This window comes from Saccharopolyspora gregorii (assembly GCF_024734405.1).
Lineage (GTDB): Bacteria > Actinomycetota > Actinomycetes > Mycobacteriales > Pseudonocardiaceae > Saccharopolyspora_C > Saccharopolyspora_C gregorii.
This window is the reverse complement of record NZ_CP059556.1, coordinates 4,997,337-5,023,268: the sequence shown is the minus strand read 5'-3', so window position 1 is coordinate 5,023,268 and position 25,932 is coordinate 4,997,337. Positions and strand designations below refer to the sequence as shown.

Genomic DNA, 25,932 nt, shown 5'->3' with positions numbered 1-25,932 from the left:
GACCGGAAGGTGAGCAGATGCCCGAGTCGGAGGCCGCGCTGCGCACGGTCGCGCAGAACGTCCGGGCCGCCCGCACCCGCGCCGGCCTGTCCCTGGAAGAACTCGGCCGCCGCGCCCAGGTCAGCAAGGGCGCGCTGGTGAGCCTGGAACGCGCGCAGGGCAACCCGAACCTGGGCACCCTGGTGCGCCTCGCCGACACCCTCGGCGTCCCGGTGTCCGACCTGGTCCAGGGCGCCGCGTCGAGCCGCGTGCGCGTGGTGGACGCCGCCTCCGTCGAACCGCTGTGGACCGGGGAGCGCGGCGGCGAGGCCCGCCTCGTGCTCACCGCGCGCGGCCCCGCGCCCACCGAGATCTGGCGCTGGCGGCTGGAACCCGGCGAGGACTACCCCAGCCACCCCCACCAGGCCGGTGTCGTGGAGACCGTCACCGTGCTCTCCGGCCGGATGCTCCTGGTCGTCGACGGCGCCGAGCACGAGGTGCCCGCCGGGTGCACCGCCACCTTCGACGCCGACGTCCCGCACGGCTACCGCGGCGCGGGCGAAGAGACCTGCGAACTGGTCATGACCGTGGTGCTGCCCTGACGATCAGCCGCGGGTGGACCCGAACCGCCTGCGGTAGTCCGTCGGCGTGGTGCCCAGGTGCCGGGTGAACGCGCGGCGCAGCGCCTCGTCCGAACCCAACCCGCTGTCCCGGGCCGCCGAGGTGACCGAGTGCCCGTCCAGCAGCAGCCGCTGCGCCCGGTCCAGCCGGACGCGTTCGACCCAGCGCGCCGGCGTCGTCCCCAGCTCCGCGCGGAACAACCTGCTCAGGTGCCGGGTGCTGACGGCCGCGGCCCGCGCCATCGGCGCCGGGCGGTGATCCCCGGCCGGGTCGCCGAGCACCGCGTCGAGCACCGCGCGCAGCTGCGCGGCCCGCGCCGGGGGCGGGGCGGTCGCCGTCGAGTACTGCGACTGGCCGCCCGGCCGGTGCAGGAACACGACCATCTCCCGCGCGATGTGCCGGGCGACCTCCGCCCCGTGGTCGTCCTCCACCAGCGCCAGCGCCAGATCGATGCCCGCGCTGATGCCCGCGGAGGTGGTGTAGCGCCCGTCGCGCACGTGGATGGCGTCCGGTTCGACGCGCACCGCGGGATGCCGCCGCGCCAGCGCGTCCGCGTGCCGCCAGTGGGTGGTGGCCCGGCGCCCGTCGAGCAGGCCCAGCTCCGCCAGCAGGAACGCTCCGGTGCACACCGACGCGACCCGCGGCGCGCCCGCGGTGAGGGTGCGCGCCGCCGACAGCAGTTCCTCGTCCACCGGAGCGGGCACGAGCCGCTCGCCACCGGCGATCACCGCCGTGTCCGCGGGTCCGGCGTCGGCGGCCGCGGTGGTCGGGCCCAGCGCCGGGCCGGTGGCGGTGGCGACCGGGCCGCCGCCGGGGGAGACCAGCACCACCTCGTACCGGTGGCCGAGCAGTCCCGCCTGGTGCAACACCTCGGCGGGCCCGATGACGTCGAGCATGGTCACCCCGTCGAACACCAGGAATGCGACGCGGTGCGTCATGTCCGGATCCGTGGTGTTCCGGGCTGCGAGGACATGGCGCCACGGTAGCCGCCGGGCGAACCTGGTCTCGTCGGGCACCGAGACGAGAGGCGGCATCGATGAGCGAGACCATCGCGGGCGTGGAGATCCCGGACGGCGCGCTGGCCCGGGCGGCCACCGAGCTGGTGCGGGACGTGGCATCGCCGCTGGTCTACGACCACTCGCGGCGGGTGTTCCTGTGGGGAGCGCTGCGCGGGCGGCAGGACGGGCTGCGGTTCGACCCGGAACTGCTCTACGTGGGGGCGATGTTCCACGACCTCGGACTCACCGAGCGGTTCCGCCGCGACGACCAGCGCTTCGAGATCGACGGCGCGGACGAGGCCCGCCGCTTCCTGCGCGCGCACGGCGTCGACGGGGAGCCGGCGGACCGGGTGTGGACGGCGATCGCCCTGCACACCACCCCGGAGATCCCGCTGCACATGGCGCCGGAGATCGCGCTGGTCACCCGCGGCGTGGAGCTGGACGTGCTGGGCCTCGGCTACCACGAGGTGGGGGAGGAGCAGCGGGCCGCGGTCGTCGGCGCGCACCCGCGCCCGGACTTCAAGAACGGGATCCTCGCCGCGTTCACCGACGGCATCCGGCACCGTCCGGAGACGACCTTCGGCAACGTCAAGGCGGACGTGCTGGCCCACTTCGTGCCCGGTTTCGTGCGCGGCGACTTCGTCGAGGTGATCCGGGATTCCCCGTGGCCGGAATGAGCCCCGGAGGAACGCGACGGGCCGGTGCGACACCAGGTCGCACCGGCCCGTCGGACGGTCGGGGTCAGTCCGTGCCGACCTCGATGGCCGCGTGGTCCAGCGCGTCGGACTCGACACCGCCGTCCTCGCCTTCGGCGCGCGCGGCGATCGCGCTCGCCCCGCCCGGCGCCAGCTCGCCGACGAGCTCGCCCCACGCGGTGAGCGCCCCGTGCCCGCCGCCCTCGTACAGCTCCAGCATGCTGCGCGAGTCGGCGATGTCCAGGTTCCGCATGGACAGCTGGCCGATGCGGTCGTTCGGCACGAACGCCTGGTCCTTGCTGCGCTCCATGGACAGCTTGTCCGGGTGGTAGCTCAGGTTCGGGCCCTCGGTGTTGAGCACCGTGTGGTCCCAGCCGCGGCGCAGCCGCACGGTGACGCTGCCGGTGACCGGGTAGCCGATCCAGCGCTGCATGGACTCCCGCAGCATCAGCGCCTGCGGGTCGAACCAGCGGCCCTCGTAGAGCAGCCTGCCGAGGCGGCGGCCCTCGGTGTGGTACATGGCCACCGAGTCCTCGTTGTGCACCGCGTTGAGCAGCCGCTCGTAGGTGATGTGCAGCAGCGCCATGCCCGGCGCCTCGTACACGCCGCGGCTCTTGGCCTCGATGATCCGGTTCTCGATCTGGTCGGACATGCCGAGCCCGTGCCTGCCGCCGATGGCGTTGGCCTCGTGCACCAGGTCCACGTCGGAGTCGAAGGACTTGCCGTTGATCCGCACCGGGCGGCCGTGCCGGAACTCGACGGTGACGTCCTCGGCCGGGATCTCCACGTCGGAGTCCCAGAACCGCACGCCCATGATCGGCTCGACGATCTCCAGCGGCGTGTCGAGGAATTCGAGCTTCTTGGCCTCGTGGGTGGCGCCCCAGATGTTGGCGTCGGTGGAGTACGCCTTCTCCGCGGAGTCGCGGTACGGCAGTTCCCGCTCGACCAGCCACGCGGACATCTCGTCCCGGCCGCCGAGTTCGCCGACGAAGGCCTCGTCCAGCCACGGCTTGTAGATGCGCAGGTCCGGGTTGGCCAGCAGGCCGTACCGGTAGAAGCGCTCGATGTCGTTGCCCTTGTAGGTGGAGCCGTCGCCCCAGATGGACACGTCGTCCTCGCGCATCGCGCGCACCAGCAGCGTGCCCACCACCGCGCGGCCCAGCGGCGTGGTGTTGAAGTACGCCTGCCCGCCGGAGCGGATGTGGAAGGCGCCGCAGGCCAGCGCGGCGAAGCCCTCCTCGACCAGTGCGGCGCGGCAGTCGATCAGCCGGGCGCGCTCGGCCCCGTAGACGCGCCCGCGCTCCGGCACGTCCGACAGGTCCGGCTCGTCGTACTGGCCGATGTCGGCGGTGTAGGTGTACGGCAGGGCGCCGCGCTCGCGCATCCACGCCACCGCGACCGAGGTGTCCAGCCCGCCGGAGAAGGCGATGCCGACGCGCTCACCCACTGGAAGATTATTCAGGACCTTCGACATGTATTCATCGTAACAGGCGTCGTTCCGGTCCTCGAAGGGCAGGGATTCCGCAGTGCCTGGACTGTCCGAGCGGCCACCTCCGGCGCTCGCGGGATGCGCGAGGCATGGCGCATAAATATGCAATTCCGAGGTCGTGGCTGCGCGCGGACGGAGCAGCGCGCGGTCCACCGGCCGGCGGCGTGCGCCACCCGGAAGGCGCGTTGATCCGGCCGGTGCGCGAACTAGGGTGGAGCGCGTGGTGATCCTCGTGAGCCTGCTGCGCCGCCTGCCGGAGCTCTCCCACGAGCAGTTCGTGCGGCACCACCGGGAGCGGCACGCCCCGCTGGTCGCCTCGCTGCCCGCCGCCGCCCGGTACGTGCGCCGCTACGTGGTGGAGCACCCGCGGCCGCTCGGGGTGCCGGGCGTCCCCGAGGCGACCGTGGACGCGGTGGTGCGGCAGTGGTTCGACTCGGCGGAGGACCTCGCGGCGCTGACGGCCTCGGCCGACTACCGGGACCTGATCCGGCCGGACGAGCAGCGCTTCATCGACATGTCCCGCAGCGAGTTCTACTTCACCCGCGAGCAGGTGTTCCTCGGCGATCAGTGATCGGCGAGCAGGGCGCGCAGCTCGGCGGCGTCCTCCCGCACGCAGCTCGCGAGGTCGGGTGCGCCGCCGGCGATCCAGCGCCCGAACGCGACCTGGAAGACGCTCATCGCGGCGTGCGCGGCGAGTTCGGCGTCCCGCGGGGGCGTCCCGCGCTCGCGCAGCGCCCTCGTGGCGGCCTCGGCCATGCCCGCGAGCTTGAGCAGCTCCCGCTCCCGCAGCACCGGGGTGGCGGCGATGATCTCCGCGCGGCGGGCGGCGTGCTCGCGGCGCGCTTCGAGCAGTGCGGTGCTCGCGGCGACCCCGAGCAGCGCGGCGTCCAGCGGTGGGACGTCGTCGGCGGCGGCCGCGATCCCGTCGTGCACGGCCTGCTCCATCGCGCGGCCGCCGTCGAAGAGGACTTCGCGCTTGTCGGCGAAGTGCCGGAAGAAGGTGCGTTCGGTGACCCCGGCGTGCTCGGCGATGTCGCCGGCGGTGGTCCGCTCGAAGCCGCGTTCGGCGAACAGCTCCACGGCGGCGCGCGTCATCCGGTCCCGTGCGCCCGGTTCCCAGCGGCTCATGACCGGTGAGTGTAGTGATGGCAGCGACTGACATCAGGTGCTACTGTCGATGACAGTTACTGACATCAAGGGAGAGGAGCACGCCATGCGCGTCTTCGTCACCGGCGCCTCCGGCTGGATCGGCTCGGCCGTCACCGCGGAACTGCTCGCGAACGGGCACGAGGTCCTCGGCCTGGCCCGCTCCGACCGGTCGGCCGCCGCCGTCGCGGCCGCGGGCGCCGACGTGGTCCGCGGCGACCTCGACGACCCCGAAGGCCTCGCCGCCGCGGCCGCGAAGGCCGATGCCGTGGTGCACCTGGCCTTCAAGCACGAGTTCGGCGCCTTCACCGCGGCGGGGCGCACCGAGGAGGCCGCCGTCCGGGGCATGCTCGACGCCCTCGCCGGGAGCGACCGGCCGTTCCTGCTCGCCTCCGGCCTGGCCGGGTTCGCGGCCGGTGGCGAACCGCCCACCGAGCTTGACCCGTCACCGCACGAGGGCGCCGGCTCGGCGCGCGGTGGCAGCGAGAACCTGGCGCTGTCCTACGTGGACCGCGGAGTCCGTGCGGTGGCGCTGCGCTTCGCGCCGACCGTGCACGGGGCGGGCGACCCCGGGTTCACCGCGCAGCTGGTGAAGGTCGCGAAAAAGCGCGGGGTCGCCGGCTACATCGGCGACGGCACGAACCGGTGGGCCGCGGTGCACCGCTCCGACGCCGCGCGGCTGGCCCGGCTCGCGCTGGACGGTGCGCCCGCCGGTACGCGGGTACACGCGGTCGCCGAGGAGGGCCTGCTCGCCAGGGACATCGCCGCCGCCATCGGCGACCACCTCGGCCTGCCGACCGCATCGATCGATCCGCGGGACGCCGCCGAGCACTTCGGCTGGATCGGCGGCTTCTTCGGGGCGGACGCGGCGGGGTCGAACGCCCGCACCCGCGAACTGCTCGGCTGGGCGCCGACCGGGCCCGGGTTGATCGCGGACATCGCGGCGGGCGGCTACTCGGGCTGAGCGCCGGTGGCGGGCCGGAAAGCCCTGCGGTGGCGGGAGAAACCGGTTCCTGAGGGGAGTGCCGCGGAGGAGGAGGCTGAATCGGTGCGGTCCGCGGCGGCTGCTATGCTGGCAGCGCGGTCTGAGGACCGGTCCCAGCAGGTCGAACAGGGTGCGTGACGCATGAGCAGATGTGGACATCGCGACCGGATCGACGCGCCACGACCGGAAATCAGATCGGTCGGCCTGCCGAAGGCCTGCTGAACCGCGAAGGGGCGCCGATTCGGTGCCCCTTTTCCGCGATCGCACTCTTTCGGGCGAACCAGTCTCGGATTGATCAGAGTCGGATAACGATTCTGTCGAGACCCGCGATCTGATTCGTGCAGCGCCGCGACACCCCGCTTCCCCCTGAGGTTTTCCCGCAGGTCATAGCGGGCGTGAACGATCTGGATCAGCCCGTGGTCCCGGCCACGTGGCATGAACCAAATCGATTCATGATGCGAGAGGACCAACGAAACTCCCACTGCTCTCCGTCCTCGGAGCAGTGGTGCAAGAACGGGGACGACTAAAGGACGGGGGAAATCGGGATGTCCGCTCCGGGGATCGGCAAGGAAAACCACTTCGCACTGCCCGATCTGGCCTCGGTGGCCCAGCTGCCGAAGCCGATCAGGGCTCTGGTCTACCTGGTCATGCTGTCGCTGCTGACGGTGGCCGGGATCAGCGCGCTGCTGGCCACCATCGTGATCATCGGTCAGCTGACCGGCGCGTTCAGCATCGCATCGTTCATGTGACGCCGCGACGAGCACGGGCCGGCACCTCCGGGTGCCGGCCCTTTCTGCTGCCACGGCCCGGAATTCCCGCTCCGGACAGCCCGCGACCGCCCGGTTTCGCCCGGTCGAGCGGGCAACCCAACGCGCCCCACACCGCCCAGCCTCGCTACGATCACCCAGAGGAGCGTTTCATCACGCCTTCGGGGGCAGTAGCTCAGTTGGTCAGAGCAGCGGACTCATAATCCGTCAGCCGTGGGTTCAAGTCCCACCTGCCCCACCACCTGACCAGCGGGCGAAGTTCGAAGCGAGATCGATCTCGTCGATTTCGGCGCGAGACCCCGGGTAGTGCGAGCGCGCCCGCCGGCGCTCGCGGTCGCTTCGAGGAGCAGGCACTCCGCGTGATCGAGTGCACCGATCGGCCTGCCGACGTACCTGAGCGGCGGTCTTTCCTGCATTCGGAGCAATTGCGGCTCGTTCGACGTTCCGGCCGAACCTGCGGCGCGATGGGGCGTCCTCCGGACGTGGGGGTTCACGAGTCGCCGGACGAGGGTCCGGGTCGGCCGTCCCCCGGTCTGAGGGGGGCCGATGAGGTTGGACGCGCGGAGGAGCATCTGGATCGCGGCGGTAGTGGTCGTGGTTCTGAGCGTGGTCGGCGGGCTCGTGGGCCTGGCGAATTCCTCTCGGTGGACGTCGTCGTGCAGCGGTGGTGTGTCACGGGGTTCCGGGACTGACGACGTGGCCCGGTCGGTGCGGGAAAAGCTGCCGTCGTTCGCCGAGAACACCTCGGTGGCGATCGAAGTGGTGGATCTGGATTCGTGCGCGGAGGTCGCTCGGCTCGACGCCGACAGCGGCTTCCCCACGGCGTCCGTGGTGAAGCTGCTGATCGCGATCGACGCGGTGGAGCGCCTCGGGGGCGCCACCACCGATGATGAGATCGAACGGATGCTCTCGGCCAGCGACGACGCTGTGGCGAGCCGGTTGTGGGTCGCCCACGGCGGTCCGGACATCGTCCGGCGCACGGCGGCGAAGCTGAAGCTGACGGGCACCGCGCCGCCGGATTCGTCCGGGCAGTGGGGGAGCACCCGGATGAGCGCGAGCGATGTCGCGCGGGTCTACCGGTACTTGGCGGCGCAGGCCGACGCGGGCACGCGAAAACTGCTGCTGGGCGCGATGGGAGGGGCTCCCGGCACCGCGGAGGACGGATTTCCGCAGTACTTCGGCATTCCCGGCGGTCTGCCCGGACACCGCTGGGCGATCAAGCAGGGGTGGGGGTCGACCGAGACCAACACCGTGCTGCACACCACCGGATTGGTCGGCGGGGATCGCGATCTCGTCGTCGTGCTGCTGAGCACTTGGCCGCCGGACACCGACTGGGCGGTGGCCAGGGCGGCGCTGACCGAGGCGGTCCGTTCGCTCGACCGGATCGTCTGATGCCGCCCCGGTCCTGATCCGGATGCCGAGGCGTCGAGCTCGGCGGGGTGCTCCACCGGAGCCGGCGACCAGCAGCCCCACCGCCCCGCCGGCTGGTCCTGGTCGGTGCCGGTGGGCTGCTGGTCAGGTCGCGCCGCCGCGGAGGAGTTCTTCGAACGGCACCGGATTCGCGAACGGGTCGGTGTCCTCCCGCTCCGGTCGTTGCCGCACGGCGGCGACGAGTTCGCGGGCGGCGCGGGTGATCCGCTGCCCGAGTTCGGTGCCGCCGCCCCAATCGGAGCCGGCCGCGTAGACGCCGGTGGGCACGATGTGCGCGCGGAGGTAGGCCAGCAGCGGGCGCAGCGCGTGCTCCAGTACGAGCGAATGCCGCTCGGTGCCGCCGGTCGCGGCGATCAGCACGGGCTTGTCCCGCAGCGCATCGGGTTCGACGACGTCCATGAACGACTTGAACAGGCCGCTGTAGGAGGCGCTGAACGTCGGGGTCACCAGGATCAGCCCGTCGGCGGCGGCGAGCCGTTCCAGGACTCCGCGCAGGCGAGTGCCGGGGAATCCGGTGAGCAGGTTGTCGGTGATGTCGTGGGCGTGCTCGCGCAGCTCCACCACCTCGACCTCGGCCTCCTCGCCGAGCTCGTGGCGGGTGGCCGCGACGAGCCGGTCGGCGAGCAGCCGGGTGGACGAGGGCTGGGAGAGACCGGCCGAGATCGCCAGGATGCGGGTCATGCGTCGCTCCTTCCGGCGCGCTGGGCGCGGGACTCGTGGGTGGGTGCGTCCGGCACGTGGTCCGGGGTGCGGTCGGCGAATTCCTTGCGCAGCACGGGGACGACTTCCTCGCCGAGCAGGTCGAGCTGTTCCAGCACGGTCTTCAGCGGCAGGCCCGCGTGGTCGATCAGGAACAGCTGGCGCTGGTAGTCGCCGACGTACTCGCGGAAGCCGAGGGTGCGGTCGATCACCTGCTGCGGAGAGCCCACGGTCAACGGGGTCTGCGCGGAGAAGTCCTCCAGCGAGGGACCGCCGCCGTAGACCGGGGCGTGGTCGAAGTAGGGCCGGAACTCGCGCACCGCGTCCTGGGAGTTGCGGCGCAGGAACACCTGCCCGCCGAGCCCGACGATCGCCTGCTCCGGCGTGCCGTGGCCGTAGTGGGCGAAGCGCTCCCGGTAGTACTGCACCATCCGCGCCGCGTGCTGCGGCGGCCAGAAGATGTGGTTGTGGAAGAAACCGTCACCGTAGTACGCGGCCTGCTCGGCGATCTCCGGGCTCCGGATCGACCCGTGCCACACGAACGGCGGTACCCCGTCGAGCGGTCGCGGAGTCGAGGTGAAGCCCTGCAACGGCGTGCGGAACCGGCCCTCCCAGTCCACCACGTCCTCCCGCCACAACCGGTGCAGCAACGCGTAGTTCTCCAGCGCCAGCGGAATCCCCTGCCGGATGTCCTGACCGAACCACGGATACACCGGCGGCGTGTTCCCACGACCCATCATCACGTCCACCCGGCCACCCGCCAGGTGCTGCAACATCGCGTAATCCTCAGCGATCTTCACCGGATCGTTCGTGGTGATCAGCGTCGTCGAGGTGGACAGGACCAACCGCTCGGTGCGAGCCGCCAGATAACCGAGCATCGTCGTCGGCGAACTCGGCACGAACGGCGGGTTGTGGTGCTCACCGGTGGCGAACACGTCCAGACCCACCTCCTCGGCCTTCTCGGCGATGGCGACCATCGCCCTGATCCGCTCGGCCTCCGTCGGCGTGCGCCCGGTCGTCGGGTCGGGGGTCACGTCCCCGACGGTGAACACTCCGAACTGCATCTCGACCACTTCCTTCAAATCTGAACTAATCGGTCGAACGACGGCCCGGCGCGAGGTATTCCGGCGAGGTCGAGGGGGTGACGAGCGCCATGCGCGGGCATCAGCGGCCCGCGGTTCCGCGCAGCCGGTCCTGGGTGCGGGTGAACACGCGCCGGAGCACGTCCAGCTCCTGCTCGTCCAAGTCGTCGGTGAACAGCCGCTGCACCGTCCGCACGTGGTGGGCGTCCGCCGCCCGCAGCGCCTCCAGCCCGGCCGCGGTCAGCACCGCGTGGTGCACGCGCCGGTCATCGGGCGACGGGTGCCGCACCACCCAGCCGCGGCGCTCCAGGACCTTCACCTGGTAGGTCAGCCGGCTCGGCGAGAACACCATCCGCGCGGCCAGCTCGCCCATCCGCTGGCGCTGCTCCGGGCACTCCGACAGGACGAGCAGCACGTGGTAGTCCATCAAGCTCATCCCGGCGGCCGCGCGCAGATCCTCGTCGAGGCGGGTCTCCAGCAGCAGGCTCGTCTCGATGTACGGCCGCCACGCACGTCGCTGCGGCGAGGTCTCCCAAGGCTCCACCCCGCCGATCCTACCGTCGTTTCAAGCGTTGAAATTCATGTCGCGGAGGTGGCCCGGCCACCTGCCCGCGCACCGATCGGCGCGCGGGCGGGCGGGTGGCTCACTTGACCTCGAGGAGCTCGACGTCGAAGTGCAGCGTGGAGTTCGGCGGGATGATCGGCGGGACGCCGCGCTCGCCGTAGGCCTGGGCGGGCGGGATCGTCAGGGTGCGGGTGCCGCCGACGCGCATGCCGACGACGCCGCTGTCCCAGCCCTCGATGACCTGGCCGGAACCCAGCACGAAGGTCAGGCCCTCGCCGCGGTCGTGCGACGAGTCGAACTTCGAGCCGTCGCTGAGCGTGCCCGTGTAGTGCAGGGTCACGACGTGGCCGGGCTGGGCCTCGGTTCCCTCGCCGACATTGGTGTCCTCGACCTTGAGATCGCTCACAGCATCCTCCTCCGTTGTGGACCGTTCAGTCTGCCTTGGCGCGTGGTCCCGAGACCGCGCGGGGCTCGGGCGGAAAACCGCCGCCCGTTTCCCCTCGCGGCAAAGCGGATCTCCTTTCCGCGTGGCCGCGGACCCCGTCGCCCGAGACTCGGGTGAGGGTGGACCGAGTCGGAGGGAGCACCGGGTCGGAGGGAGCACGATGAGCCGGTACGCGCGCCTGGCGTTCACCGCGGCGGTGCGCGCCATGCAGGTCGAGCAGGGCAGCCGTCCCGCGCACCGCGCCGAACTGGGCGCCGGTGTGGGGCTCGAACCCGATCCGCTGGGGGAGCGGGAACGCGCGTTCATCGCCGCCCGCGACGGCTGCTACCTGGGCTCGGTGGGGGAGACCGGCTGGCCCTACGTGCAGTTCCGCGGTGGCCCGCCCGGCTTCGTGCACGTCCTCGACGACCGCACCCTCGGCTACGCGGACGTGCGCGGGAACCGGCAGTACATCACCGGCGGGAACCTGCGCGGCGATCCGCGGGTCGCGCTGTTCTTCATGGACTACGCGACGCGGACCCGGTTGAAGCTGTTCGGGCGGGCCTCGGTGCGCGGGCTCGACGAGGATCCGCGGCTCACCGCGCGGCTGGACGCGCCGCGCGCCGGCGGCCGGGTCGAGCGGCTGGTGCTGATCGACGTCGAGGCGCACGACTGGAACTGCCCGAAGCACATCCCGCACCGCTACTCCGAAGCGGACCTGGCCCGCACGCACGCCCGCCTCGACGCGCTGGAAGCGGAGAACGCGGCCCTCCGCGCCCGCCTCACCGCCCGCGGCGAACCACCTCCGAGGTGAGTGATCGGAACGGGTGCGCGGTCCGCTCACTCCGCGAGGTAGGCCCGGCGGAGCGGTTCGAGGTCGAGCTTGTGCATGGTGAGCATCTGCCGCATCACGCGATCGGCGCGGGCCGGGTCGGGGTCGTGCAGCATGTCGGTGAGCTCGCGGGGCGCGATCTGCCAGGACAGGCCGTACCGGTCCTTCACCCAGCCGCACGGTCCCTGCTCGCCACCGGCGGTGAGCCGCGTCGTCATCCGGTCCACCTCGTCCTGCGAGGTGCAGTCGACGTGCAACGAGATGGCCTCGCTGAAGGTGAACTCGGGGCCGCCGTTGAGGCCGAGGAACTCCTGCCCGGCGAGCTCGAACGTCACGGTGAGCACGGTGCCCGCCGCACCGGGCCCGGCCTCGCCGTGGCGCAGGACCTCGGTGATCCGGGAGTCCGGGAAGATCGAGGTGTAGAACCGCGCGGCCTCTTCGGCCTGCCCGTCGAACCACAGGCACGTGGTGATCTTCTGCATGGCGTCCTCCAGCCGTCGGCTTGCATCCGACGGGGACGACGTTCCTCGGCCTGAGTGCCGCGCGCACCTCGGCGCCCGCTTTCCGGTCTCGCCCGGTAGATCCGCTCGTGCTCCGGCGGAGCCGCTGCGCGAGGAGGCGGAGCCGCTGCGCGGGGAGGCCGAGCCGCTGAACAGCTCGCACGCACCACCGCAGCCGTCTCCTCGCGAGGCCCGCGGAACCCGTCCTCCGCCCCCGAACAGCAGCGGTCAGCAGCAGCGCGAGCCGGGCTGGACGTCCCCGCGGTCCACGTGCCGCCGCCAGAACTCCCGCTCGCCCAGCGGCGGTGTGCCGGGGTGGTGCGCGCGGTGGTGCTCCAGGTAGCGCTCGTAGGCGGTTTCGCCGACGATGCCCCGGGCGATCTGCCAGGCCTCGCGGGCGGAGCGTCCCAGCCGGGACAGCACCGCCCGCGCGGCGGCGGACCGGGGGCTCACGTCCCCGCGCCCACTTCCTGCCGGTCCTCCGGCTCCCGCCGCTCCCGCATGATCCGCCGCTCCTCGGCGGTGGGGACCAGCCCGGACGGCGCCCACAGCGCCGACTCGGTGTGCGGGGTCTCGGTGTCGGGCAGCGGTGCGGTGCTGCGCAGCGCCTTGATCCACACCCGGATCGCGTCGGCGAGCACCACCAGGATGAGCACGGCGAACAGCACGCTGAGCACGCCGCACACGGTGGAGTTGGTGACGACCTGCCGCATCTCGTCGACGGTGGCCGCCGAGCCCTTGCTGGTCTCCCCGGCGTCGATCGCGGCCTGGTAGGCACTGCGCTGCGCGAAGAAGCCGAGCTTCGGGTCCGCGGAGAACACCTTCTGCCAGCTGGCGGTCAGCGTCACCACGGCGTCCCAGGCCAGCGGCACGATCGTCACCCACGCGTACTTCGCCCGGCCCGACTTGATCAGCACGGTGGTCGCGACGGCGAGGGCGACGGCCGCCAGCAGCTGGTTGGCGATGCCGAACAGCGGGAACAGCTGGTTGATGCCGCCCAGCGGGTCGTTCACCCCGGTCCACAGGAAGTAGCCCCAGCCGCCGACGATGGCCGCGCTGGAGATCCAGATGCCGGGCTTCCAGGTGACGTCGCCGAAGCGCTTCCACACGTTGCCGACGGTGTCCTGGAGCATGAACCGCCCCACCCGGGTGCCCGCGTCGACGGTGGTGAGGATGAACAGCGCCTCGAACATGACCGCGAAGTGGTACCAGAACGCCCGCATCGCGTCCCCGCCGAGGACCTGCGAGAACACCTCGGAGAGGCCGAGGGCGAGGGTCGGGGCGCCGCCGCTGCGGCCCACCAGCGTCTCCTCGTCCACGGCGGCGGCCGCGGCGGCGAGCTGCTCGGGGCTGATGGAGAACCCGACCCCGGCGACCGCGTCGGACGCGGACTGCAGGGTGTCGCCGAGCGCCGCGCTGGGCATGTTCATCGCGTAGTACATGCCCGGGTCGATGATGCAGGCCGCGGCCAGCGCCATGATCGCCACGAACGACTCGGTGAGCATCCCGCCGTAGCCGATGACCCGGACCTGGGATTCCTTCTCGATCAGCTTCGGCGTGGTGCCGGAGGACACCAGCGCGTGGAACCCGGACAGCGCACCGCAGGCGATCTGGATGAACACGAACGGGAACAGGGTGCCCGCGAACACCGGCCCCTGGCCGTTGAACGCGAACTCGGTGATCGCCTCGGTCTTCATCACCGGCATCGCGATGAGGATCGACACGGCCAGCATCACGATGACGCCGACCTTCATGAACGTGCTCAGGTAGTCCCGCGGCGCCAGCAGCATCCACACCGGCAGCACCGAGGCGATGAAGCCGTACACGACGAGCGCCAGCACCACTTCGTTGCCGGAGAGCGTGAACGTCCCGGCGAGCGCGGAGTCGGCGACCCAGCTGCCGCCGATGATGCTCAGCAGCAGCAGCGCGATCCCGATGATCGAGGTCTCGATGATCCGCCCCGGCCGCAGGAACCGCAGGTAGATGCCCATGAACAGGGCGATCGGGATGGTCATGCCGATGGAGAACGTGCCCCACGGCGAGCCCTTCAGCGCACCGACCACGACCAGCGCCAGCACCGCCAGCAGGATGATCATGATGGCGAGCACGGCGATGAGCGCGGCGATGCCGCCCACCGGCCCGATCTCCTCCCGCGCCATCTGCCCGAGGCTGCGCCCGTCGCGGCGGGTGGAGAAGAACAGCACCACCATGTCCTGCACGGCGCCCGCGAACACGACGCCGACGATGATCCAGATGGTGCCGGGCAGGTAGCCCATCTGCGCGGCCAGCACCGGCCCCACCAGCGGTCCGGCGCCCGCGATCGCCGCGAAGTGGTGCCCGAACAGCACCCTGCGGTCGGTGGGCTGGAAGTCGGCCGCGTTGTTCAGCCGCTCCGCCGGGGTGGCGCGGGTGTCGTCGGTCCGCAGCACCCGGTAGGCGATGAACCGCGCGTAGAACCGGTACCCGATCGCGTAGGAGGCCAGCGCGGCGAACACCAGCCAGGCCGCGGAGATCTCCTCGCCGCGGCTGAGCGCGATGACGCCCCAGGCGATGGCCCCCACCACTGCCACCAGCGTCCACACGAGGACCTGCCGGGGACTCCACTTCCGTCGTGGTGACGCCTCGTCCGTCGGCGTCGTTGTCGTCGTGTTCGCCACCGTCCCCGGTCTCCGTTTCCGCGATCAAGCAGTTGTGCACGCAACATGCCTCGTTGATCGCACCGATCTGCAAAGCAGTCGCAAGGATCTGCCTGCGGTGTCCCCCATGTCCAGTGCAAGACCGGGAAGTAACCAGGATGTAAGGGGCGGCCGCCGGCACCGGCCGCCCCCGCGCGGCTCAGCCGTGCCGGGCCACCACGCCGGCGAGCAGGTCGAGCCGTTCCAGCGTCGCGTCCCGCGGCTTCGTCGGCAGGTAGAACAGGACGCGGTCCACCCCGGCCGCCGCGTACTCCTCCAGCGGTGCGTCCTTCGGCGCGGCGTACAGCGACACCGGCACCCGCCACCCGGCGCGCTCGCGCACCTTCTCGACCAGTTCGCCCAGGTTCTCGGTGCCCGCCCGGGGCAGCCAGCCGCCGCCGTACTCGGCGACGCGGGCGAAGGAGCGCTCGCTCTCACCGCCGATGTAGATCGGCGGGTGCGGGCTCTGCACCGGCTTCGGCCACGAGTACACCGGGTCGAAGTCGACGTGCTCCCCGTGGAACTCGGCGAGCTCGTTGGTCCAGATCTCGCGCATCGCCCGGATCCGCTCGTCCATCAGCGCGCCGCGCCTGCCCGGATCCGTGCCGTGGTTGCGCATCTCGTCGCGGTTCCAGCCCGCGCCGATGCCGAACACCACCCGCCCGCCCGAGACGAGGTCCAGGCTGGCGACCTCCTTCGCCGTGGTGATCGGGTCGCGCTGCACCATCAGCGCGATCCCGGTGCCCAGCACCAGCTTCTCCGTCACGGCCGCGGCCGCGGTGAGGCTCACGAACGGGTCCAGGGTGCGGTAGTAGATGCGGGGCAGGTCGCCTCCGCCCGGGTAGGGCGTCTCGCGGCTCGCGGGGATGTGGGTGTGCTCGGCGAGGAACAGCGCGTCGAACCCGCGTTCCTCCAGAGCGCGGCCCAGTTCCGCGGGCCCGATGCCTTCGTCGGTGTTGAACGTCGAGATGCCGAACTTCATGTCGGTTCAGGCGGCCGGGAGGCCGCCTATCCTCCCATCGCATGCCGAACGCGGAACAGATCCCGTGTCGCCGCCGACGGTAGTCGAACGCGCACCCGGCGGCATCGGCTGCCAAACGGGCGAGTGAGCGCGGCGTTGATCGGCTGACCAGCGGTTACACCATCAGGACGATCTTGGATGTGTCGATTCCCACTCGTCGCCGCGTCCTGCTGGAGCCAGGTCGCGACCACTTCCGTCCGCTGTGGACCGAACGGTCGGCCGGATGCGGCGAACCCGGCGCGGCGGTGGCCCCGCAGGCCGCGAGGCCTGCGCGGACCGGCCTCCGCTGGTCCTGCGCGGTACCGGGACCGGCCGTCGCGTCCGAGGCGGACGATCACTCCGCGAGGCCGTTCGTGGCGGACGGTAAGCTGCGCCTCTCCGCCGGTCGGAGCCAACGGTGGAAATCCGGTCCGCGTCGGCTGCCAACCGCGAAGGGGGTCTCGGGCGTCGTGCAGAGATGTGACGGTTTCGATCGCATTGCCCGTGACCGCCTGGCCGGGCGACGGGCTGGCGGCCATGGATGAACTGACGACCAAACTCACCGAGCTCTACCAGGACAACTACCGGCAACTGCTGCGCATAGCCGTGCTGCTCGTCGATGATCGCGCCTCCGCGGAGGACATCGTGCAGGACGCCTACGTGCGGGTGTTCGACTCCAGGGCGCGGCTGCGCGATCCGGAGAAGGCGCTGGCGTTCCTGCGGCAGGCGGTGCTCAACCGGGCCCGGTCGGTGCTGCGGCGCCGGATGGTCGCCAAGCGGTACCAACCTCGGATCGCCACCGAGGACTCGCGTCCGGACGACACCGGGCGCGGACTGGACCGGGCGGTGCTCGCCGACGCGCTCACCCAGCTGCCGCGCAGGCAGCGGGAAGCGGTCGTGCTGCGCTACTACGCCGACTTCAGCGAAGCGCGCACCGCGCAGCTGATGGGCGTGAGCCAGGGTGCGGTGAAGTCGTACTGCTCGCGGGGAGTGGCACGGCTGTCGGATCTGCTGCGGGAGCGGGTGTGAGGGATCCAAACGACACGCAGGACGTCGACGAGCTGCGCAGCGCGCTGCACGCCATCGTCGACGACGTCGAGCCGCGCGGGGACACCCTGCCCAGGCTGCTGGCCGCCCGGCAGCGCCGGTCCCGCAGGCCCTCGCGACGCCCGCTGATCGCCGCGGGCGGGATCGCGGTCGCCGCGACCGCCGCGTTCCTGGTGGTCCTCGCGGTCGTGCCCACCGGCCCGCGGGCGCCGGAACCGGTCAGCATCGCCCCGAACAGCTACGTCGCCGCGCCCGCCACGTCGCTCGCCTCGTTCGACGTGCTCACCGGGAAGCGCAACGACGTGCTCGCCGACCTGCCCGCGCCGGTGCGCGGGTCGCTGGCCGCCGACGGGAACCGCGTGTACGCGACCGTCCCGGCCGACGGCGGCAGCGACATCGTCGTGCTCGGCCCGGACCGCATCGTGCGCCCGGTGGCGCACCGCACCGGCAGCGGCACCGCGCTGGCCGCGGGCGACGGGCTGTTCGCTTACTCCGACGACGACGAGATCGTCGTCGACGGAGCCGGTCCGGCACGCCGGATACCCGTTCCGGCCGGGCAGCAGGTGCACGACCTGGCGGTCGGCGGTGGTGGGCGGCTCGCGGTGCTCACCTCCGACTCCGCGATCCACGTGGTGGCGCCCGGCGCCGGCGAACTGGGGGCGCCGGTGCCGCAGCCCGCCGGGACCTGCGGGCCGCGTGCGCTCGCCTGGACCGAGCGGGACCTCGCGGTGCTCGCCGCCACCGACTGCGGCGGTGCGGAGCGGCTGCGGATCGCCACGCTCGACGCGGACAGCGGCCGGGCGATCGGCGGCGGTGTTCCGTTCGGCACCGGGGGCGACGTCCCCGCCGAGCAGGTGCAGCTGTCGGTGGACCGCGTCGGCCGGTACCTCGTGTCCGTCGGCGACGGCAGGCAGTGGCTCGTCGACGGCACCGACGTGCGCCCGGTCGCACCGGCCTGTTCGGACGACGGGTGCGCCGCCGCTCCCGCCACCTTCTGGGGCTGAACCGCCGCACCCGACGTGCTCGGCCGGTGCGGCGGAACCGCCGGCTGCTCCCGCCGCGGAGAGGACGTCCGCCGCGCGAGGGAGCAGCCGAGGACGCCCGGGCGGCCCGCGCGTGGATTCGCTCATCGGCGGGCGGAACGGGTGGCCGCTACGCCGGGGCGCGCAGGCGGAGGCCCCGTTCGGCGAGAGCGCGCAGCGCGACGTCGTCCGGATCCGACCGGCCCTCGGCCCACGCGGCCTGCACCACCCGCAGCCGCCCGCCGGTCTGCTGCACCGCCGCCGCGGCGTCCGCGAACTCCGGCGAGCTCGGCATCCCCGGCTCCGCGCCCGAGTCGGCGATGCCGCCGGAACCGGGCGTGTTCAGCAGCTCCCGCAGGTTCCGCGCCGGGGTCGCCGACCCCAGGTCCACCACCGCGACCGACACGACCGCCGAGCGGCCCGCCGTCTCCCCGTCGAAGACCTGCCGGGACAGCCCCTCGCACGGGTGCCGCTGGAACCACGACCGCACGTCCCCGAACGCGGCCTCGGTGCAGTCGCCGCCCTGCTCGGCGCTGGTCCGGGTGAACGCGACGCCGTCCACCTGCTGCGCCGCGACCTCCCGAGCCCCCTCCGAACCACCGGTCAGCACTAGCGCGGACACCGCACCGGCCAGCACCACCGCCACCGCGCCCAGCACCAGCAGCTTCGCGCGGCGCGGCACCGCGGCGAGCCGCTCCCGCAGGTCGTCCGGGCGCGCGGGCGGAGCGGGCGCCGGCTCGTCGGTCACCTTCGGGATGAGCAGCGTGCTCGCCACGGCGAGGTCGGGCGCCACCGAATCCGGGAAGCCCTCCTCGGTCAGCTCCGCCACCGAGATCCGGCGCGTGCGCTCGTCGAGGACGCCCAGCACCTTCCGGGCCGCCTCCACCCCGCACGCCCGCTCGTAGGTGGCGAGCTCGCGGGCCGCCGCGAGCATGCTCGTCGTGGACGGGTACAGCACCCGCACCCCGCGGTGCAGATCGCTCGTCGGCTGGATGATCCGCTCCGCGTAGGGACCGACGGCGATGATCGCGGCCACCGGCAGCGGTTCCGCGCCCCGGGACTGCAGCGCGCGGGCCAGCGCGGCGGCAGACTCCAGCGCGTCCAGCGCGGGGTTCATCGCCGAGTCCTGGCGCAGCAGCGGCCAGCCGTCCACCGTCCACGGCGTCTGCACCGGGGCCTCCAGCGAGAGCACCGACCCCGGCAGGTCCACGCCGACGACCACCACGATGCCGCGGGGCAGCACCAGCACCGCGTCCAGCGCCCGCGGCGCCCCCGGCGGCCGCACGCCGCACACCGCGACCCCGCCGTACACGCCGCTGCCCGGCCCCCAGGCCGTCACGGCCGCCCGGATGTCCGCGCCGATCTCGGTCGGCTCCTCGCCGAGCCGCACCACTCGCATGCTCGTCTCCCGTCCCCGAAGCTCGGGCCGGCCTGCCGCCGCCGGGCCCGGGTCGGCATTCTCGCCTACTCCGCGTACTCCCCCGTTCGAGTGGTATCGGCCACTCGTCCGCACCTGCTCCGTTGCGCCGTTCGGGGCGCCCGCTGCGTCGCGCGGGTGCGCCCGGAACTGCGACGACCCCGCGCCGGGTGGGCCGGGAAGCTCCGGCGAACCGTAGTCGAACCGCGTGACCCGTACGGGGAGTTCACCCACTTCATGTGGCGGTCGCGGTCGAGGCCCGTGCAGAATGACGCCGATCACCCGTGATCGGATCGCCGCAGGACGAGGTCGTAGGGGAAGACGTCCCTCGTCGAACAGCGGAGGTCAGCAGTGAGCACCCGTGGCAGCACAAGTGGCGTGATCTACGTCCACTCGTCGCCGTCTGCGGTCTGTCCGCACATCGAGTGGGCCGTTGCCGGCGCACTCGGCACGCGGGCGGAACTCCGCTGGACGGCGCAACCCGCGGCGCCTGGGCAGTTGCGCGCCGAACTCACCTGGACCGGCGAACCCGGTACCGGATCCAAACTCGTCACCGCGCTGCGCGCGTGGCCGATGCTGCGCTTCGAGATCACCGAGGACCCCAGCCCGGGGATCGACGGGCAGCGCTTCTGCCACGTGCCCGGGCTCGGCCTGTGGAACGCGCGCACCAGCGCCAACGGCGACATCGTCGTCAGCGAGGACCAGTTGCGCACGCTCGCCGCCAACAGCCGCGGCTCCGAATCGTTCACCCACCGCGTCGACCAGCTGCTCGGCGCCGCCTGGGACGCGGAGCTGGAGCTGTTCCGCCACGCGGGCGACGGCGCACCGGTCAGCTGGCTGCACCGGGTGGGCTGACCGAGGTCCGGTCCGCGCCCGGTGCGGTCGCGGGACGTGCGGCTGTGGGAAGCTGATCGGCGTGCAGTCGTATTCTCCGGCCGGTCGTTCGCAGCACTCCTGGTGGAAGTGGGGGGTGCCGATCGCCGCGCTCGTGCTGATCGCGGCGGGCGTCGGCGGGGTCGCGGCGCAGCAGTACTACCCCGACTCGGTGCCCGCGGGCATCGACCCGGGCGTGCCGGGGCAGCCGGAGAGCTCCGAGTACGCCAACATCGAGTTCACCCCGGACGCGGAGGCGCACCCGGACCACGCGGACATCCGCTGGACCCTCCAGATGCACTTCAACGCGATCAACACGCGCCGCTACGAGACCTGGAAGACCACGGTCGTCGCGGCCAAGCAGCAGCAGCTGCCCGAGGACAAGTGGCAGCGCGAGTACGCCACCACGCGCGACGCCGCCATCAAGGTCCACCGGATCGAACCGGGCCCGGAGGACTCGGTGCGGGTCCTGATGACCTTCGTCAGCACCCAGGACCCGAAGGACGCGCCCGCCGGGATGCAGTCGGCGTGCCTGCGGTGGCGCGTGGTCTACCCGATGGTCGTGGACGGCGGCGGGTTCCGGCTCGACACCAACAGCCTGCCGGGCAGCGCGCTCGCCGTCCCCTGCTGACGGCACCCGCACGACGAGGAGCGCCCCGCCCTCCGGTTCGCACCGGGAGGCGGGGCGCTCGCGCGAGCGGCCGGGAAATCAGGCCTTGGTGAAGGCCAATGCCACGTTGTGCCCGCCGAAACCGAAGGAGTTGTTCACCGCGGCCGACACCTCGACGTGCCGCGGCTTGTCCGTCACCACGTCCAGCTCCACCTTCGGGTCGAGCTCGTCGAGGTTGCGGGTGGGCGGGATCTGCCCGTGGTAGATCGACAGCAGCGTCACGATGCTCTCGACCGCACCGGCACCGCCCACGAGGTGCCCGAGCGCGCTCTTCGGCGCGGTCAGCGCGACCCCGTCGCCGAACGCCTTGCGGATCGCCGCCGCCTCCCCCACGTCACCGACCACGGTGGAGGTCGCGTGCGCGTTGACGTGCTCGATGTCGGAGGTGGACAGGCCCGCGGTGCGCACGGCCTGCGTCATCGCATTGACCTGGCCGACGCCGTCCGGGTGGCTGCCGGTGATGTGGTAGGCGTCGGAGGTGATGCCCACCCCGCCCAGCCGGCCGTAGATCCGCGCTCCGCGCGCCTTGGCGTGCTCGGCGCTCTCCAAGATCACCACGCCGGCGCCTTCGCCGAGGACGAAGCCGTCCCGGCCCGTGTCGAACGGGCGCGAGGCCAGCTCCGGCTCGTCGTTGCGGGTGCTCAGCGTCCGGGCCTGGCAGAACCCGGCCACGGTGATCTGGTGGATGCAGGACTCGGCGCCACCGGCCACGACCACGTCGGCCTGCCCGGAGCGGATCATGTCCCACCCGCGCGCCAGCCCCTCCGCACCGGAGGCGCAGGCGGAGGCGGGGGAGTGGACCCCGGCTCGCGCGCGCAGGTCGATGCCGACGTGCGCCGCGGGCCCGTTGGGCATGAGCATCGGCACGGTCAGCGGCGAGATCTTGCGCAGCCCGTGCTGCTCCAGCAGGTCGTCCTGGTCGAGCAGCGTCACCGGACCGCCGATCCCGGTGCCGAGCGCGACACCGAGCCGATCCGGATCCACCGACTGGTGCTCGTCGGTGGGCATGTCGTAACCGGCGTCGCTCCAGGCCTGGCGGGCCGCGATGATCGCGATCGCCTGGCAGCGGTCCAGCCGGCGCAGCTGCACGCGGGGCAGCACCTCGGCGGGCTCCACGACCAGCGGAGCGCCGATCTTGGCGGGCAGGTCGTACTTGTCGACCCATTCCGCCGTCAGCCTGCGCACCCCGCTGCGACCGGTCAGCAGACCGTCCCAGGTGGACGCGACGTCACCACCGAGTGGTGTCGTCGCGCCCATCCCGGTGATGACGACGTCGGTCGCCGTCATGCGTTCTTGGTGATGTAGTCCACCGCATCACCCACGGTCTTGAGGTTCGCCAGCTCGTCGTCGGGGATCTTGACGCCGAACTTGTCCTCCGCCTGCACGGCGATCTCGACCATCGACAGCGAGTCGATGTCGAGGTCGTCGACGAAGGACTTCTCGACGGTGACCTCGTCGGCGTCCACACCCGCGACCTCTTCGACGATGCCGGCGAGACCCTGCGCGATTTCCTCGTTCGCCACGATGGTTCCTTTCGTTGTTGCGGTGGTCACCGCGGACGTGCCCGCGGCGGTTCCGGTGAGCGCGGACGCGCTCAGGGGCAGATCACGACCTGGCCGGCGTAGGACAATCCCGCCCCGAAACCGACCAGGAGCAGCACATCGCCGCTGGAGAGCTCGCCCGCCGACCGCATGTGGTCGATCGCGAGCGGGATAGACGCGGCCGAGGTGTTGCCCGAGTAGACGATGTCACGCGCGACCACCAGGTCGTCGCGGGCACCCTGGCTCTGCAGCTTCTTGGCGATGCCCTCGACGATCCGCAGGTTCGCCTGGTGCGCGACCAGGGCGTCCACATCGGACAGCTCCAGGCCCGCGAGCTCCACGGCCCGCATCGCCACCGGCGCGATCTGGGTGGTCGCCCAGCGGAAGACCGACTGGCCCTCCTGGTAGATGTACTTGCCGTCGCGCAGGTAGATCGTGTCGACCAGGTCGCCCGCGCTGCCCAGCGCGGCCGGGGCGATGCCCGGCTCGTCGGCCGGTCCCACGACCGCCGCACCCGCGCCGTCGGCGAAGATGATGCAGTTCGCCCGGTCCTCCCAGTCGATCCACTCCTGGAACCGCTCCGCGCCGATCACCAGCACCCGGCGGGCCGAACCGGCCAGCACCATGTCCGATGCGGTGTTGAGCGCGTAGCAGAACCCGGCGCAGGCGGCGTTGAGGTCGAACGCGCCGGACGCCTTGATGCCGATCTTGTCGGCGACCTGCGCGGCCGCGTTGGGGATCCCGCCCGGCATCGTGCAGGTCGCGATGATCACCTGGTCGACGTCCGCCGGGGTCAGGCCCGCGTCGGCGATGGCCTTCGAACCGGCCTCCACGGCCATCGAGACCACGGTCTGGTCCTCGTCGCCGAGGCGGCGGTGCACGATGCCGACGCGCTGCTGGATCCACTCGTCGTTCGTGTCGACGATCTCGGCCAGGTCGTGGTTGGTCACGACCCGGTTGCCCTGGGTGCTACCGAAGCCGAGCAGCTTGGTCGCCGCCGGTCCGGTGGACTTGCGCAGGGTCGGTGTGCTCACGCATCGCTCCCAGAGGTGTTCGCGTCCTGGGCGGTCTCCTCGGAGTCCGCTGCCAGCAGGTCGGCGACCTTGTCGAGGTCTTCGGGCTTCTTCAGCGCCACGGTCTTGGTGCCCTTGAGCTCGCGGCGCACCAGGCCGGTCAGCGCACCGGCGGGCGGGAACTCGACCACCGCCGTCACCCCGCGCTCGGCGAGGGCGGTCATGCAGTGGTCCCAGCGCACCGGCCGGGTGATCTGCGCGACGAGCAGGCGCACGAACTCGTCGCCGGACTCGACGAACGAGCCGTCCGAGTTGGACAGCAGCGGGAACGCCGGGTCCTTCGCCGCCGCCTCCTGCGCCCGCGCGCCGAACGCGTCCTGCGCGGGAGCCATGAAGCGGGTGTGGAACGCCCCGGCCACGGCCAGCGGACGCACCTTCGTGCCCGGCAGCGGCTCCTCGGCCAGCGCCTCCAGCGCGGGCTTGCGGCCGGCCGCGACGATCTGGCCCGCACCGTTGCAGTTCGCCGGGTCCAGGCCCAGCGACTCCAGGTGGGAGATCACGGCGTCCCGGTCCCCGCCCATCACCGCGGACATCGCGGTCGGTTCCAGGGCGCACGCCGCCGCCATCTCCCGGCCGCGCACCGCGGCCAGCGCGACCGCGTCGTCGGGGGAGAGCGCGCCGGCGATCGCCGCCGCCGCCAGCTCGCCCACCGAATGACCAGCCACCGGGGTCTCCGCGGGCACGTCGAAGCGGGCGCGCAGCTGCTCGGCCGCCAGCAGGGACAGCGCCACCACCAGCGGCTGCGTGACCGCGGTGTCCTTGATCTCGTCCGCGTCGGCGGTGGTGCCCAACCGGACCAGGTCCAGGCCGGCGTGCTCCGACCAGGCCTCGACGCGCTCGCGGGCGCCGTCCGGTTCGAGCCACGGGGAGAGCATGCCGGGGGCCTGGGAGCCCTGTCCGGGAGCGAGGAGCGCGATCACCCTGCTACTACACATGGCCGACCGAGATCGGCGTGATGCCGGTACGGACGAAGTCCGAGGCACAATCTTGTGGAGTGTCTACAAGGGCAGCGACGATTCGGGCATCACGCACCGTGATTCGTTGTCGCTCGTGCCGGTCCGGTGCCGAAACGGGGCCGATCACCACAGGCCGCGGGCCCGCGCCAGCCGGCCCACGGACAACGCTACTCGCAGCACCAGGGCGTCCCGCGCGTTCGCCGGGGTGCGGCCGGTCAGCTCGGCGACCCGGCGCAGCCGGTACCGCACGGTGTTCGGGTGCACGTACAGCTGCCGGGCGCAGTTCTCCAGCACCCCGCCCAGCTCCAGGTAGGTGTCCACCGTCTCCAGCAGCGCACCGCCCGCGTCCACCAGCGGCAGCACGATGCCCTCGACCAGCTGGCGCTCCGCCTCCGGATCACCGGCCAGCGCGCGCTCCGGGAGCAGGTCCTCCGCCAGCACCGGGCGCGGCGCCGTCGGCCAGGCCACCACCGCCCGCAGGCCGGACATCGCGTCCGCCGCCGAGCGGTGCGCCTCGGACAGGCTCGCCACCGTCGGGCCGACCACCACGGGGCCGCTGTCGAAGGCCTCCGCCAGCTTGTCCGCCGCCGCCGGCGCGCCGTGGTCGTCGGACGGGCCGCCGAACACCACCACCAAGCGGGTGCCCTGCACGCCGAGCAGCACCGGACGTCCGGCGCGGGCCGCGCTCCGGCGCACCTGGTAGATGATCGTCGGCGGGTCGTCGGAGGGGGCCGTGCCGACCAGCACCGTCGCCTCCGAACCCGGCTCCCAGCCGAGGGCGGCGGCCCGCGACAGCAGCGACTCCTCGGGGTCGCCGCGCACGATGCCGTCCACGACGAGCGCCTCCAGCCGCGCGTCCCACGCACCGCGCGCCTCGGCCGCCGCCGCGTACGAGGTGGCCGCCGCGAACGCGATCTCCCGCGTGTAGCGCAGGATCGACTCGGTGAGCGCGGTGCGCTCCGCCTCCTGCTCGGCGAGCTCCGGCAACCGCTGCTCGAACACGTCGATCGCCGCGCGCACCAGGTCCAGCGTCTGCCGCAGGCTCACCCACCGCGACAGGTCCTTCGGAGCGGCGCGGAAGGCCTCCGCCGTCAACCGGATGGCCTCCGTCGGATCCTGCATCCAGGCCACGAAGTTCGACACCCCGGTCTGCGTCACCAGCAGCACGCTCGCCCGCTGATCGGCGGGCAGCCTGCGGAACCACGGCAACCGCTGCTCCATGGCGCCGACGCTCGCCGTCGCCAGGTCACCGGAAGCCCGCTCCAGTGCGCGCAGGGTGGTCGAGGAAATGCGTTCGCCTTGTTCACCTGCGCCTTCGGAATGCATGCCGCCAGAATCGCACGCCCCCGCGACGCCCGGTGCCGGGCACCGCGTGCACCGCGGACCGGGCGACCAGGTAGGCGGGACCGGAGTCCGGCGCGGCGTCGCCCGCTCGCCGCGCCCGG

General features: G+C 72.4%; 28 protein-coding genes and 1 tRNA gene. 12 read left to right on the top strand and 17 right to left on the bottom strand.

Annotated features, from left to right (window positions below; translation table 11 throughout):
* Nucleotides 1-17 precede the first annotated feature (17 nt).
* The gene (locus tag H1226_RS21760) at nucleotides 18-581 is read left to right on the top strand and encodes a helix-turn-helix domain-containing protein (protein WP_258342309.1); all 564 of its coding nucleotides are present in this window, start codon (nucleotides 18-20) and stop codon (nucleotides 579-581) included.
* A gap of 3 nt (nucleotides 582-584) precedes the next feature.
* Here H1226_RS21760 and H1226_RS21755 read toward each other — a convergent pair whose 3' ends face one another.
* Nucleotides 585-1,538, bottom strand: coding sequence for a GlxA family transcriptional regulator (locus tag H1226_RS21755; protein ID WP_258342308.1), 954 nt, complete (start codon nucleotides 1,536-1,538; stop codon nucleotides 585-587).
* 98 nt (nucleotides 1,539-1,636) lie between these two features.
* On the opposite strand from H1226_RS21755, the gene H1226_RS21750 reads away from it, so the two are divergent.
* Nucleotides 1,637-2,275: an HD domain-containing protein gene (locus H1226_RS21750; protein ID WP_258342306.1), complete on the top strand. Its 639-nt coding sequence runs from the start codon at nucleotides 1,637-1,639 to the stop codon at nucleotides 2,273-2,275.
* Between the two features lie 64 nt (nucleotides 2,276-2,339).
* Here the strand turns inward: H1226_RS21750 and argG are convergent, their stop codons facing one another.
* Nucleotides 2,340-3,767, bottom strand: coding sequence for an argininosuccinate synthase (argG, locus tag H1226_RS21745; protein WP_258342304.1), 1,428 nt, complete (start codon nucleotides 3,765-3,767; stop codon nucleotides 2,340-2,342).
* A 235-nt stretch (nucleotides 3,768-4,002) separates the two neighbouring features.
* On the opposite strand from argG, the gene H1226_RS21740 reads away from it, so the two are divergent.
* A complete protein-coding gene (locus H1226_RS21740; RefSeq protein ID WP_258342303.1) occupies nucleotides 4,003-4,353 on the top strand; it encodes an EthD domain-containing protein in 351 nt (116 codons plus the stop codon).
* On the opposite strand, the gene H1226_RS21735 is transcribed toward H1226_RS21740, so the two are convergent.
* Entirely contained in the window at nucleotides 4,347-4,910 is a 564-nt protein-coding gene (locus tag H1226_RS21735) for a TetR/AcrR family transcriptional regulator (protein WP_258342302.1), read from the bottom strand. The genes H1226_RS21740 and H1226_RS21735 overlap by 7 nt on opposite strands.
* Before the next feature lie 85 nt (nucleotides 4,911-4,995).
* On the opposite strand from H1226_RS21735, the gene H1226_RS21730 reads away from it, so the two are divergent.
* The 4 genes from H1226_RS21730 (at nucleotide 4,996) to H1226_RS21715 (ending at nucleotide 8,072) form a co-directional block, all read left to right on the top strand.
* Nucleotides 4,996-5,892 carry an SDR family oxidoreductase gene (locus H1226_RS21730; RefSeq protein ID WP_258349473.1) on the top strand — a complete coding sequence of 299 codons (897 nt, stop codon included), beginning with the start codon at nucleotides 4,996-4,998 and terminating at the stop codon, nucleotides 5,890-5,892.
* Nucleotides 5,893-6,458: 566 nt separating this feature from the next.
* Nucleotides 6,459-6,662: a hypothetical protein gene (locus tag H1226_RS21725; RefSeq protein ID WP_224959405.1), complete on the top strand. Its 204-nt coding sequence runs from the start codon at nucleotides 6,459-6,461 to the stop codon at nucleotides 6,660-6,662.
* A 182-nt stretch (nucleotides 6,663-6,844) separates the two neighbouring features.
* A tRNA-Ile gene (locus H1226_RS21720) sits at nucleotides 6,845-6,921 on the top strand.
* Between the two features lie 467 nt (nucleotides 6,922-7,388).
* Nucleotides 7,389-8,072, top strand: a complete 684-nt coding sequence (locus tag H1226_RS21715; RefSeq protein ID WP_258342301.1) for a class A beta-lactamase-related serine hydrolase — start codon at nucleotides 7,389-7,391, stop codon at nucleotides 8,070-8,072.
* Nucleotides 8,073-8,195: 123 nt separating this feature from the next.
* On the opposite strand, the gene H1226_RS21710 is transcribed toward H1226_RS21715, so the two are convergent.
* The 4 genes from H1226_RS21710 to H1226_RS21695 all read right to left on the bottom strand — a co-directional run bounded on the left by H1226_RS21710 (nucleotide 8,196) and on the right by H1226_RS21695 (nucleotide 10,863).
* Complete coding sequence (locus tag H1226_RS21710; RefSeq protein WP_258342300.1) at nucleotides 8,196-8,792, bottom strand: FMN reductase; 597 nt, start codon at nucleotides 8,790-8,792, stop codon at nucleotides 8,196-8,198.
* A complete protein-coding gene (locus H1226_RS21705; RefSeq protein ID WP_258342299.1) occupies nucleotides 8,789-9,874 on the bottom strand; it encodes an LLM class flavin-dependent oxidoreductase in 1,086 nt (361 codons plus the stop codon). Before H1226_RS21705 ends, H1226_RS21710 begins: the two co-directional genes overlap by 4 nt.
* Nucleotides 9,875-9,974: 100 nt before the next feature.
* Nucleotides 9,975-10,436: a MarR family winged helix-turn-helix transcriptional regulator gene (locus tag H1226_RS21700; RefSeq protein WP_258342298.1), complete on the bottom strand. Its 462-nt coding sequence runs from the start codon at nucleotides 10,434-10,436 to the stop codon at nucleotides 9,975-9,977.
* Between the two features lie 100 nt (nucleotides 10,437-10,536).
* A complete protein-coding gene (locus tag H1226_RS21695) occupies nucleotides 10,537-10,863 on the bottom strand; it encodes an FKBP-type peptidyl-prolyl cis-trans isomerase (RefSeq protein WP_224961765.1) in 327 nt (108 codons plus the stop codon).
* Nucleotides 10,864-11,062: 199 nt separating this feature from the next.
* On the opposite strand from H1226_RS21695, the gene H1226_RS21690 reads away from it, so the two are divergent.
* Nucleotides 11,063-11,695 carry a pyridoxamine 5'-phosphate oxidase family protein gene (locus H1226_RS21690; RefSeq protein WP_258342297.1) on the top strand — a complete coding sequence of 211 codons (633 nt, stop codon included), beginning with the start codon at nucleotides 11,063-11,065 and terminating at the stop codon, nucleotides 11,693-11,695.
* Between the two features lie 26 nt (nucleotides 11,696-11,721).
* Here the strand turns inward: H1226_RS21690 and H1226_RS21685 are convergent, their stop codons facing one another.
* The 4 genes from H1226_RS21685 to H1226_RS21670 form a co-directional block, all read right to left on the bottom strand.
* A complete protein-coding gene (locus H1226_RS21685; protein WP_224961761.1) occupies nucleotides 11,722-12,195 on the bottom strand; it encodes a VOC family protein in 474 nt (157 codons plus the stop codon).
* A 246-nt stretch (nucleotides 12,196-12,441) separates the two neighbouring features.
* Entirely contained in the window at nucleotides 12,442-12,666 is a 225-nt protein-coding gene (locus tag H1226_RS21680) for a YbdD/YjiX family protein (RefSeq protein ID WP_258342296.1), read from the bottom strand.
* Nucleotides 12,663-14,783, bottom strand: coding sequence for a carbon starvation CstA family protein (locus tag H1226_RS21675; RefSeq protein WP_258342295.1), 2,121 nt, complete (start codon nucleotides 14,781-14,783; stop codon nucleotides 12,663-12,665). The genes H1226_RS21680 and H1226_RS21675 overlap by 4 nt, the downstream gene beginning before the upstream one ends.
* Nucleotides 14,784-15,048: 265 nt before the next feature.
* Entirely contained in the window at nucleotides 15,049-15,870 is an 822-nt protein-coding gene (locus H1226_RS21670; protein ID WP_258342293.1) for an LLM class F420-dependent oxidoreductase, read from the bottom strand.
* Between the two features lie 522 nt (nucleotides 15,871-16,392).
* Here H1226_RS21670 and H1226_RS21665 point away from each other — a divergent pair.
* On the top strand, nucleotides 16,393-16,917 hold the full coding sequence (locus H1226_RS21665; protein WP_224961753.1) for a SigE family RNA polymerase sigma factor: 525 nt from the start codon (nucleotides 16,393-16,395) through the stop codon (nucleotides 16,915-16,917).
* A complete protein-coding gene (locus H1226_RS21660) occupies nucleotides 16,914-17,939 on the top strand; it encodes a hypothetical protein (protein ID WP_258342292.1) in 1,026 nt (341 codons plus the stop codon). Before H1226_RS21665 ends, H1226_RS21660 begins: the two co-directional genes overlap by 4 nt.
* Before the next feature lie 148 nt (nucleotides 17,940-18,087).
* Here H1226_RS21660 and H1226_RS21655 read toward each other — a convergent pair whose 3' ends face one another.
* Nucleotides 18,088-19,356, bottom strand: coding sequence for a hypothetical protein (locus H1226_RS21655; RefSeq protein ID WP_258342291.1), 1,269 nt, complete (start codon nucleotides 19,354-19,356; stop codon nucleotides 18,088-18,090).
* Between the two features lie 369 nt (nucleotides 19,357-19,725).
* On the opposite strand from H1226_RS21655, the gene H1226_RS21650 reads away from it, so the two are divergent.
* A complete protein-coding gene (locus H1226_RS21650; protein ID WP_224961748.1) occupies nucleotides 19,726-20,229 on the top strand; it encodes a DUF3145 domain-containing protein in 504 nt (167 codons plus the stop codon).
* A 61-nt stretch (nucleotides 20,230-20,290) separates the two neighbouring features.
* Nucleotides 20,291-20,878, top strand: a complete 588-nt coding sequence (locus tag H1226_RS21645) for a hypothetical protein (RefSeq protein WP_258342290.1) — start codon at nucleotides 20,291-20,293, stop codon at nucleotides 20,876-20,878.
* Between the two features lie 78 nt (nucleotides 20,879-20,956).
* On the opposite strand, the gene H1226_RS21640 is transcribed toward H1226_RS21645, so the two are convergent.
* The 5 genes from H1226_RS21640 to H1226_RS21620 form a co-directional block, all read right to left on the bottom strand.
* Nucleotides 20,957-22,204 carry a beta-ketoacyl-[acyl-carrier-protein] synthase family protein gene (locus tag H1226_RS21640; protein ID WP_258342289.1) on the bottom strand — a complete coding sequence of 416 codons (1,248 nt, stop codon included), beginning with the start codon at nucleotides 22,202-22,204 and terminating at the stop codon, nucleotides 20,957-20,959.
* Complete coding sequence (locus tag H1226_RS21635) at nucleotides 22,201-22,440, bottom strand: acyl carrier protein (protein ID WP_373689974.1); 240 nt, start codon at nucleotides 22,438-22,440, stop codon at nucleotides 22,201-22,203. The genes H1226_RS21640 and H1226_RS21635 overlap by 4 nt, the downstream gene beginning before the upstream one ends.
* A 71-nt stretch (nucleotides 22,441-22,511) precedes the next feature.
* Nucleotides 22,512-23,492 carry a beta-ketoacyl-ACP synthase III gene (locus H1226_RS21630; protein WP_224961742.1) on the bottom strand — a complete coding sequence of 327 codons (981 nt, stop codon included), beginning with the start codon at nucleotides 23,490-23,492 and terminating at the stop codon, nucleotides 22,512-22,514.
* On the bottom strand, nucleotides 23,489-24,466 hold the full coding sequence (locus H1226_RS21625; protein ID WP_309148747.1) for an ACP S-malonyltransferase: 978 nt from the start codon (nucleotides 24,464-24,466) through the stop codon (nucleotides 23,489-23,491). The genes H1226_RS21630 and H1226_RS21625 overlap by 4 nt, the downstream gene beginning before the upstream one ends.
* Before the next feature lie 144 nt (nucleotides 24,467-24,610).
* Nucleotides 24,611-25,813 carry a PucR family transcriptional regulator gene (locus tag H1226_RS21620; protein WP_225044171.1) on the bottom strand — a complete coding sequence of 401 codons (1,203 nt, stop codon included), beginning with the start codon at nucleotides 25,811-25,813 and terminating at the stop codon, nucleotides 24,611-24,613.
* Nucleotides 25,814-25,932 lie beyond the last annotated feature (119 nt).

What these genes read in the sequence shown, in the direction of transcription:
- H1226_RS21760 (WP_258342309.1), top strand. Translation starts at nt 18, where the DNA reads ATGCCCGAGTCGGAGGCCGCGCTGCGCACGGTCGCGCAGAACGTCCGG.
- H1226_RS21755 (WP_258342308.1), bottom strand. Translation starts at nt 1,538, where the DNA reads ATGACGCACCGCGTCGCATTCCTGGTGTTCGACGGGGTGACCATGCTC.
- H1226_RS21750 (WP_258342306.1), top strand. Translation starts at nt 1,637, where the DNA reads ATGAGCGAGACCATCGCGGGCGTGGAGATCCCGGACGGCGCGCTGGCC.
- argG (WP_258342304.1), bottom strand. Translation starts at nt 3,767, where the DNA reads ATGTCGAAGGTCCTGAATAATCTTCCAGTGGGTGAGCGCGTCGGCATC.
- H1226_RS21735 (WP_258342302.1), bottom strand. Translation starts at nt 4,910, where the DNA reads ATGAGCCGCTGGGAACCGGGCGCACGGGACCGGATGACGCGCGCCGCC.
- H1226_RS21730 (WP_258349473.1), top strand. Translation starts at nt 4,996, where the DNA reads ATGCGCGTCTTCGTCACCGGCGCCTCCGGCTGGATCGGCTCGGCCGTC.
- H1226_RS21725 (WP_224959405.1), top strand. Translation starts at nt 6,459, where the DNA reads ATGTCCGCTCCGGGGATCGGCAAGGAAAACCACTTCGCACTGCCCGAT.
- H1226_RS21710 (WP_258342300.1), bottom strand. Translation starts at nt 8,792, where the DNA reads ATGACCCGCATCCTGGCGATCTCGGCCGGTCTCTCCCAGCCCTCGTCC.
- H1226_RS21705 (WP_258342299.1), bottom strand. Translation starts at nt 9,874, where the DNA reads ATGCAGTTCGGAGTGTTCACCGTCGGGGACGTGACCCCCGACCCGACG.
- H1226_RS21690 (WP_258342297.1), top strand. Translation starts at nt 11,063, where the DNA reads ATGAGCCGGTACGCGCGCCTGGCGTTCACCGCGGCGGTGCGCGCCATG.
- H1226_RS21685 (WP_224961761.1), bottom strand. Translation starts at nt 12,195, where the DNA reads ATGCAGAAGATCACCACGTGCCTGTGGTTCGACGGGCAGGCCGAAGAG.
- H1226_RS21670 (WP_258342293.1), bottom strand. Translation starts at nt 15,870, where the DNA reads ATGAAGTTCGGCATCTCGACGTTCAACACCGACGAAGGCATCGGGCCC.
- H1226_RS21655 (WP_258342291.1), bottom strand. Translation starts at nt 19,356, where the DNA reads ATGCGAGTGGTGCGGCTCGGCGAGGAGCCGACCGAGATCGGCGCGGAC.
- H1226_RS21640 (WP_258342289.1), bottom strand. Translation starts at nt 22,204, where the DNA reads ATGACGGCGACCGACGTCGTCATCACCGGGATGGGCGCGACGACACCA.
- H1226_RS21625 (WP_309148747.1), bottom strand. Translation starts at nt 24,466, where the DNA reads ATGTGTAGTAGCAGGGTGATCGCGCTCCTCGCTCCCGGACAGGGCTCC.
- H1226_RS21620 (WP_225044171.1), bottom strand. Translation starts at nt 25,813, where the DNA reads ATGCATTCCGAAGGCGCAGGTGAACAAGGCGAACGCATTTCCTCGACC.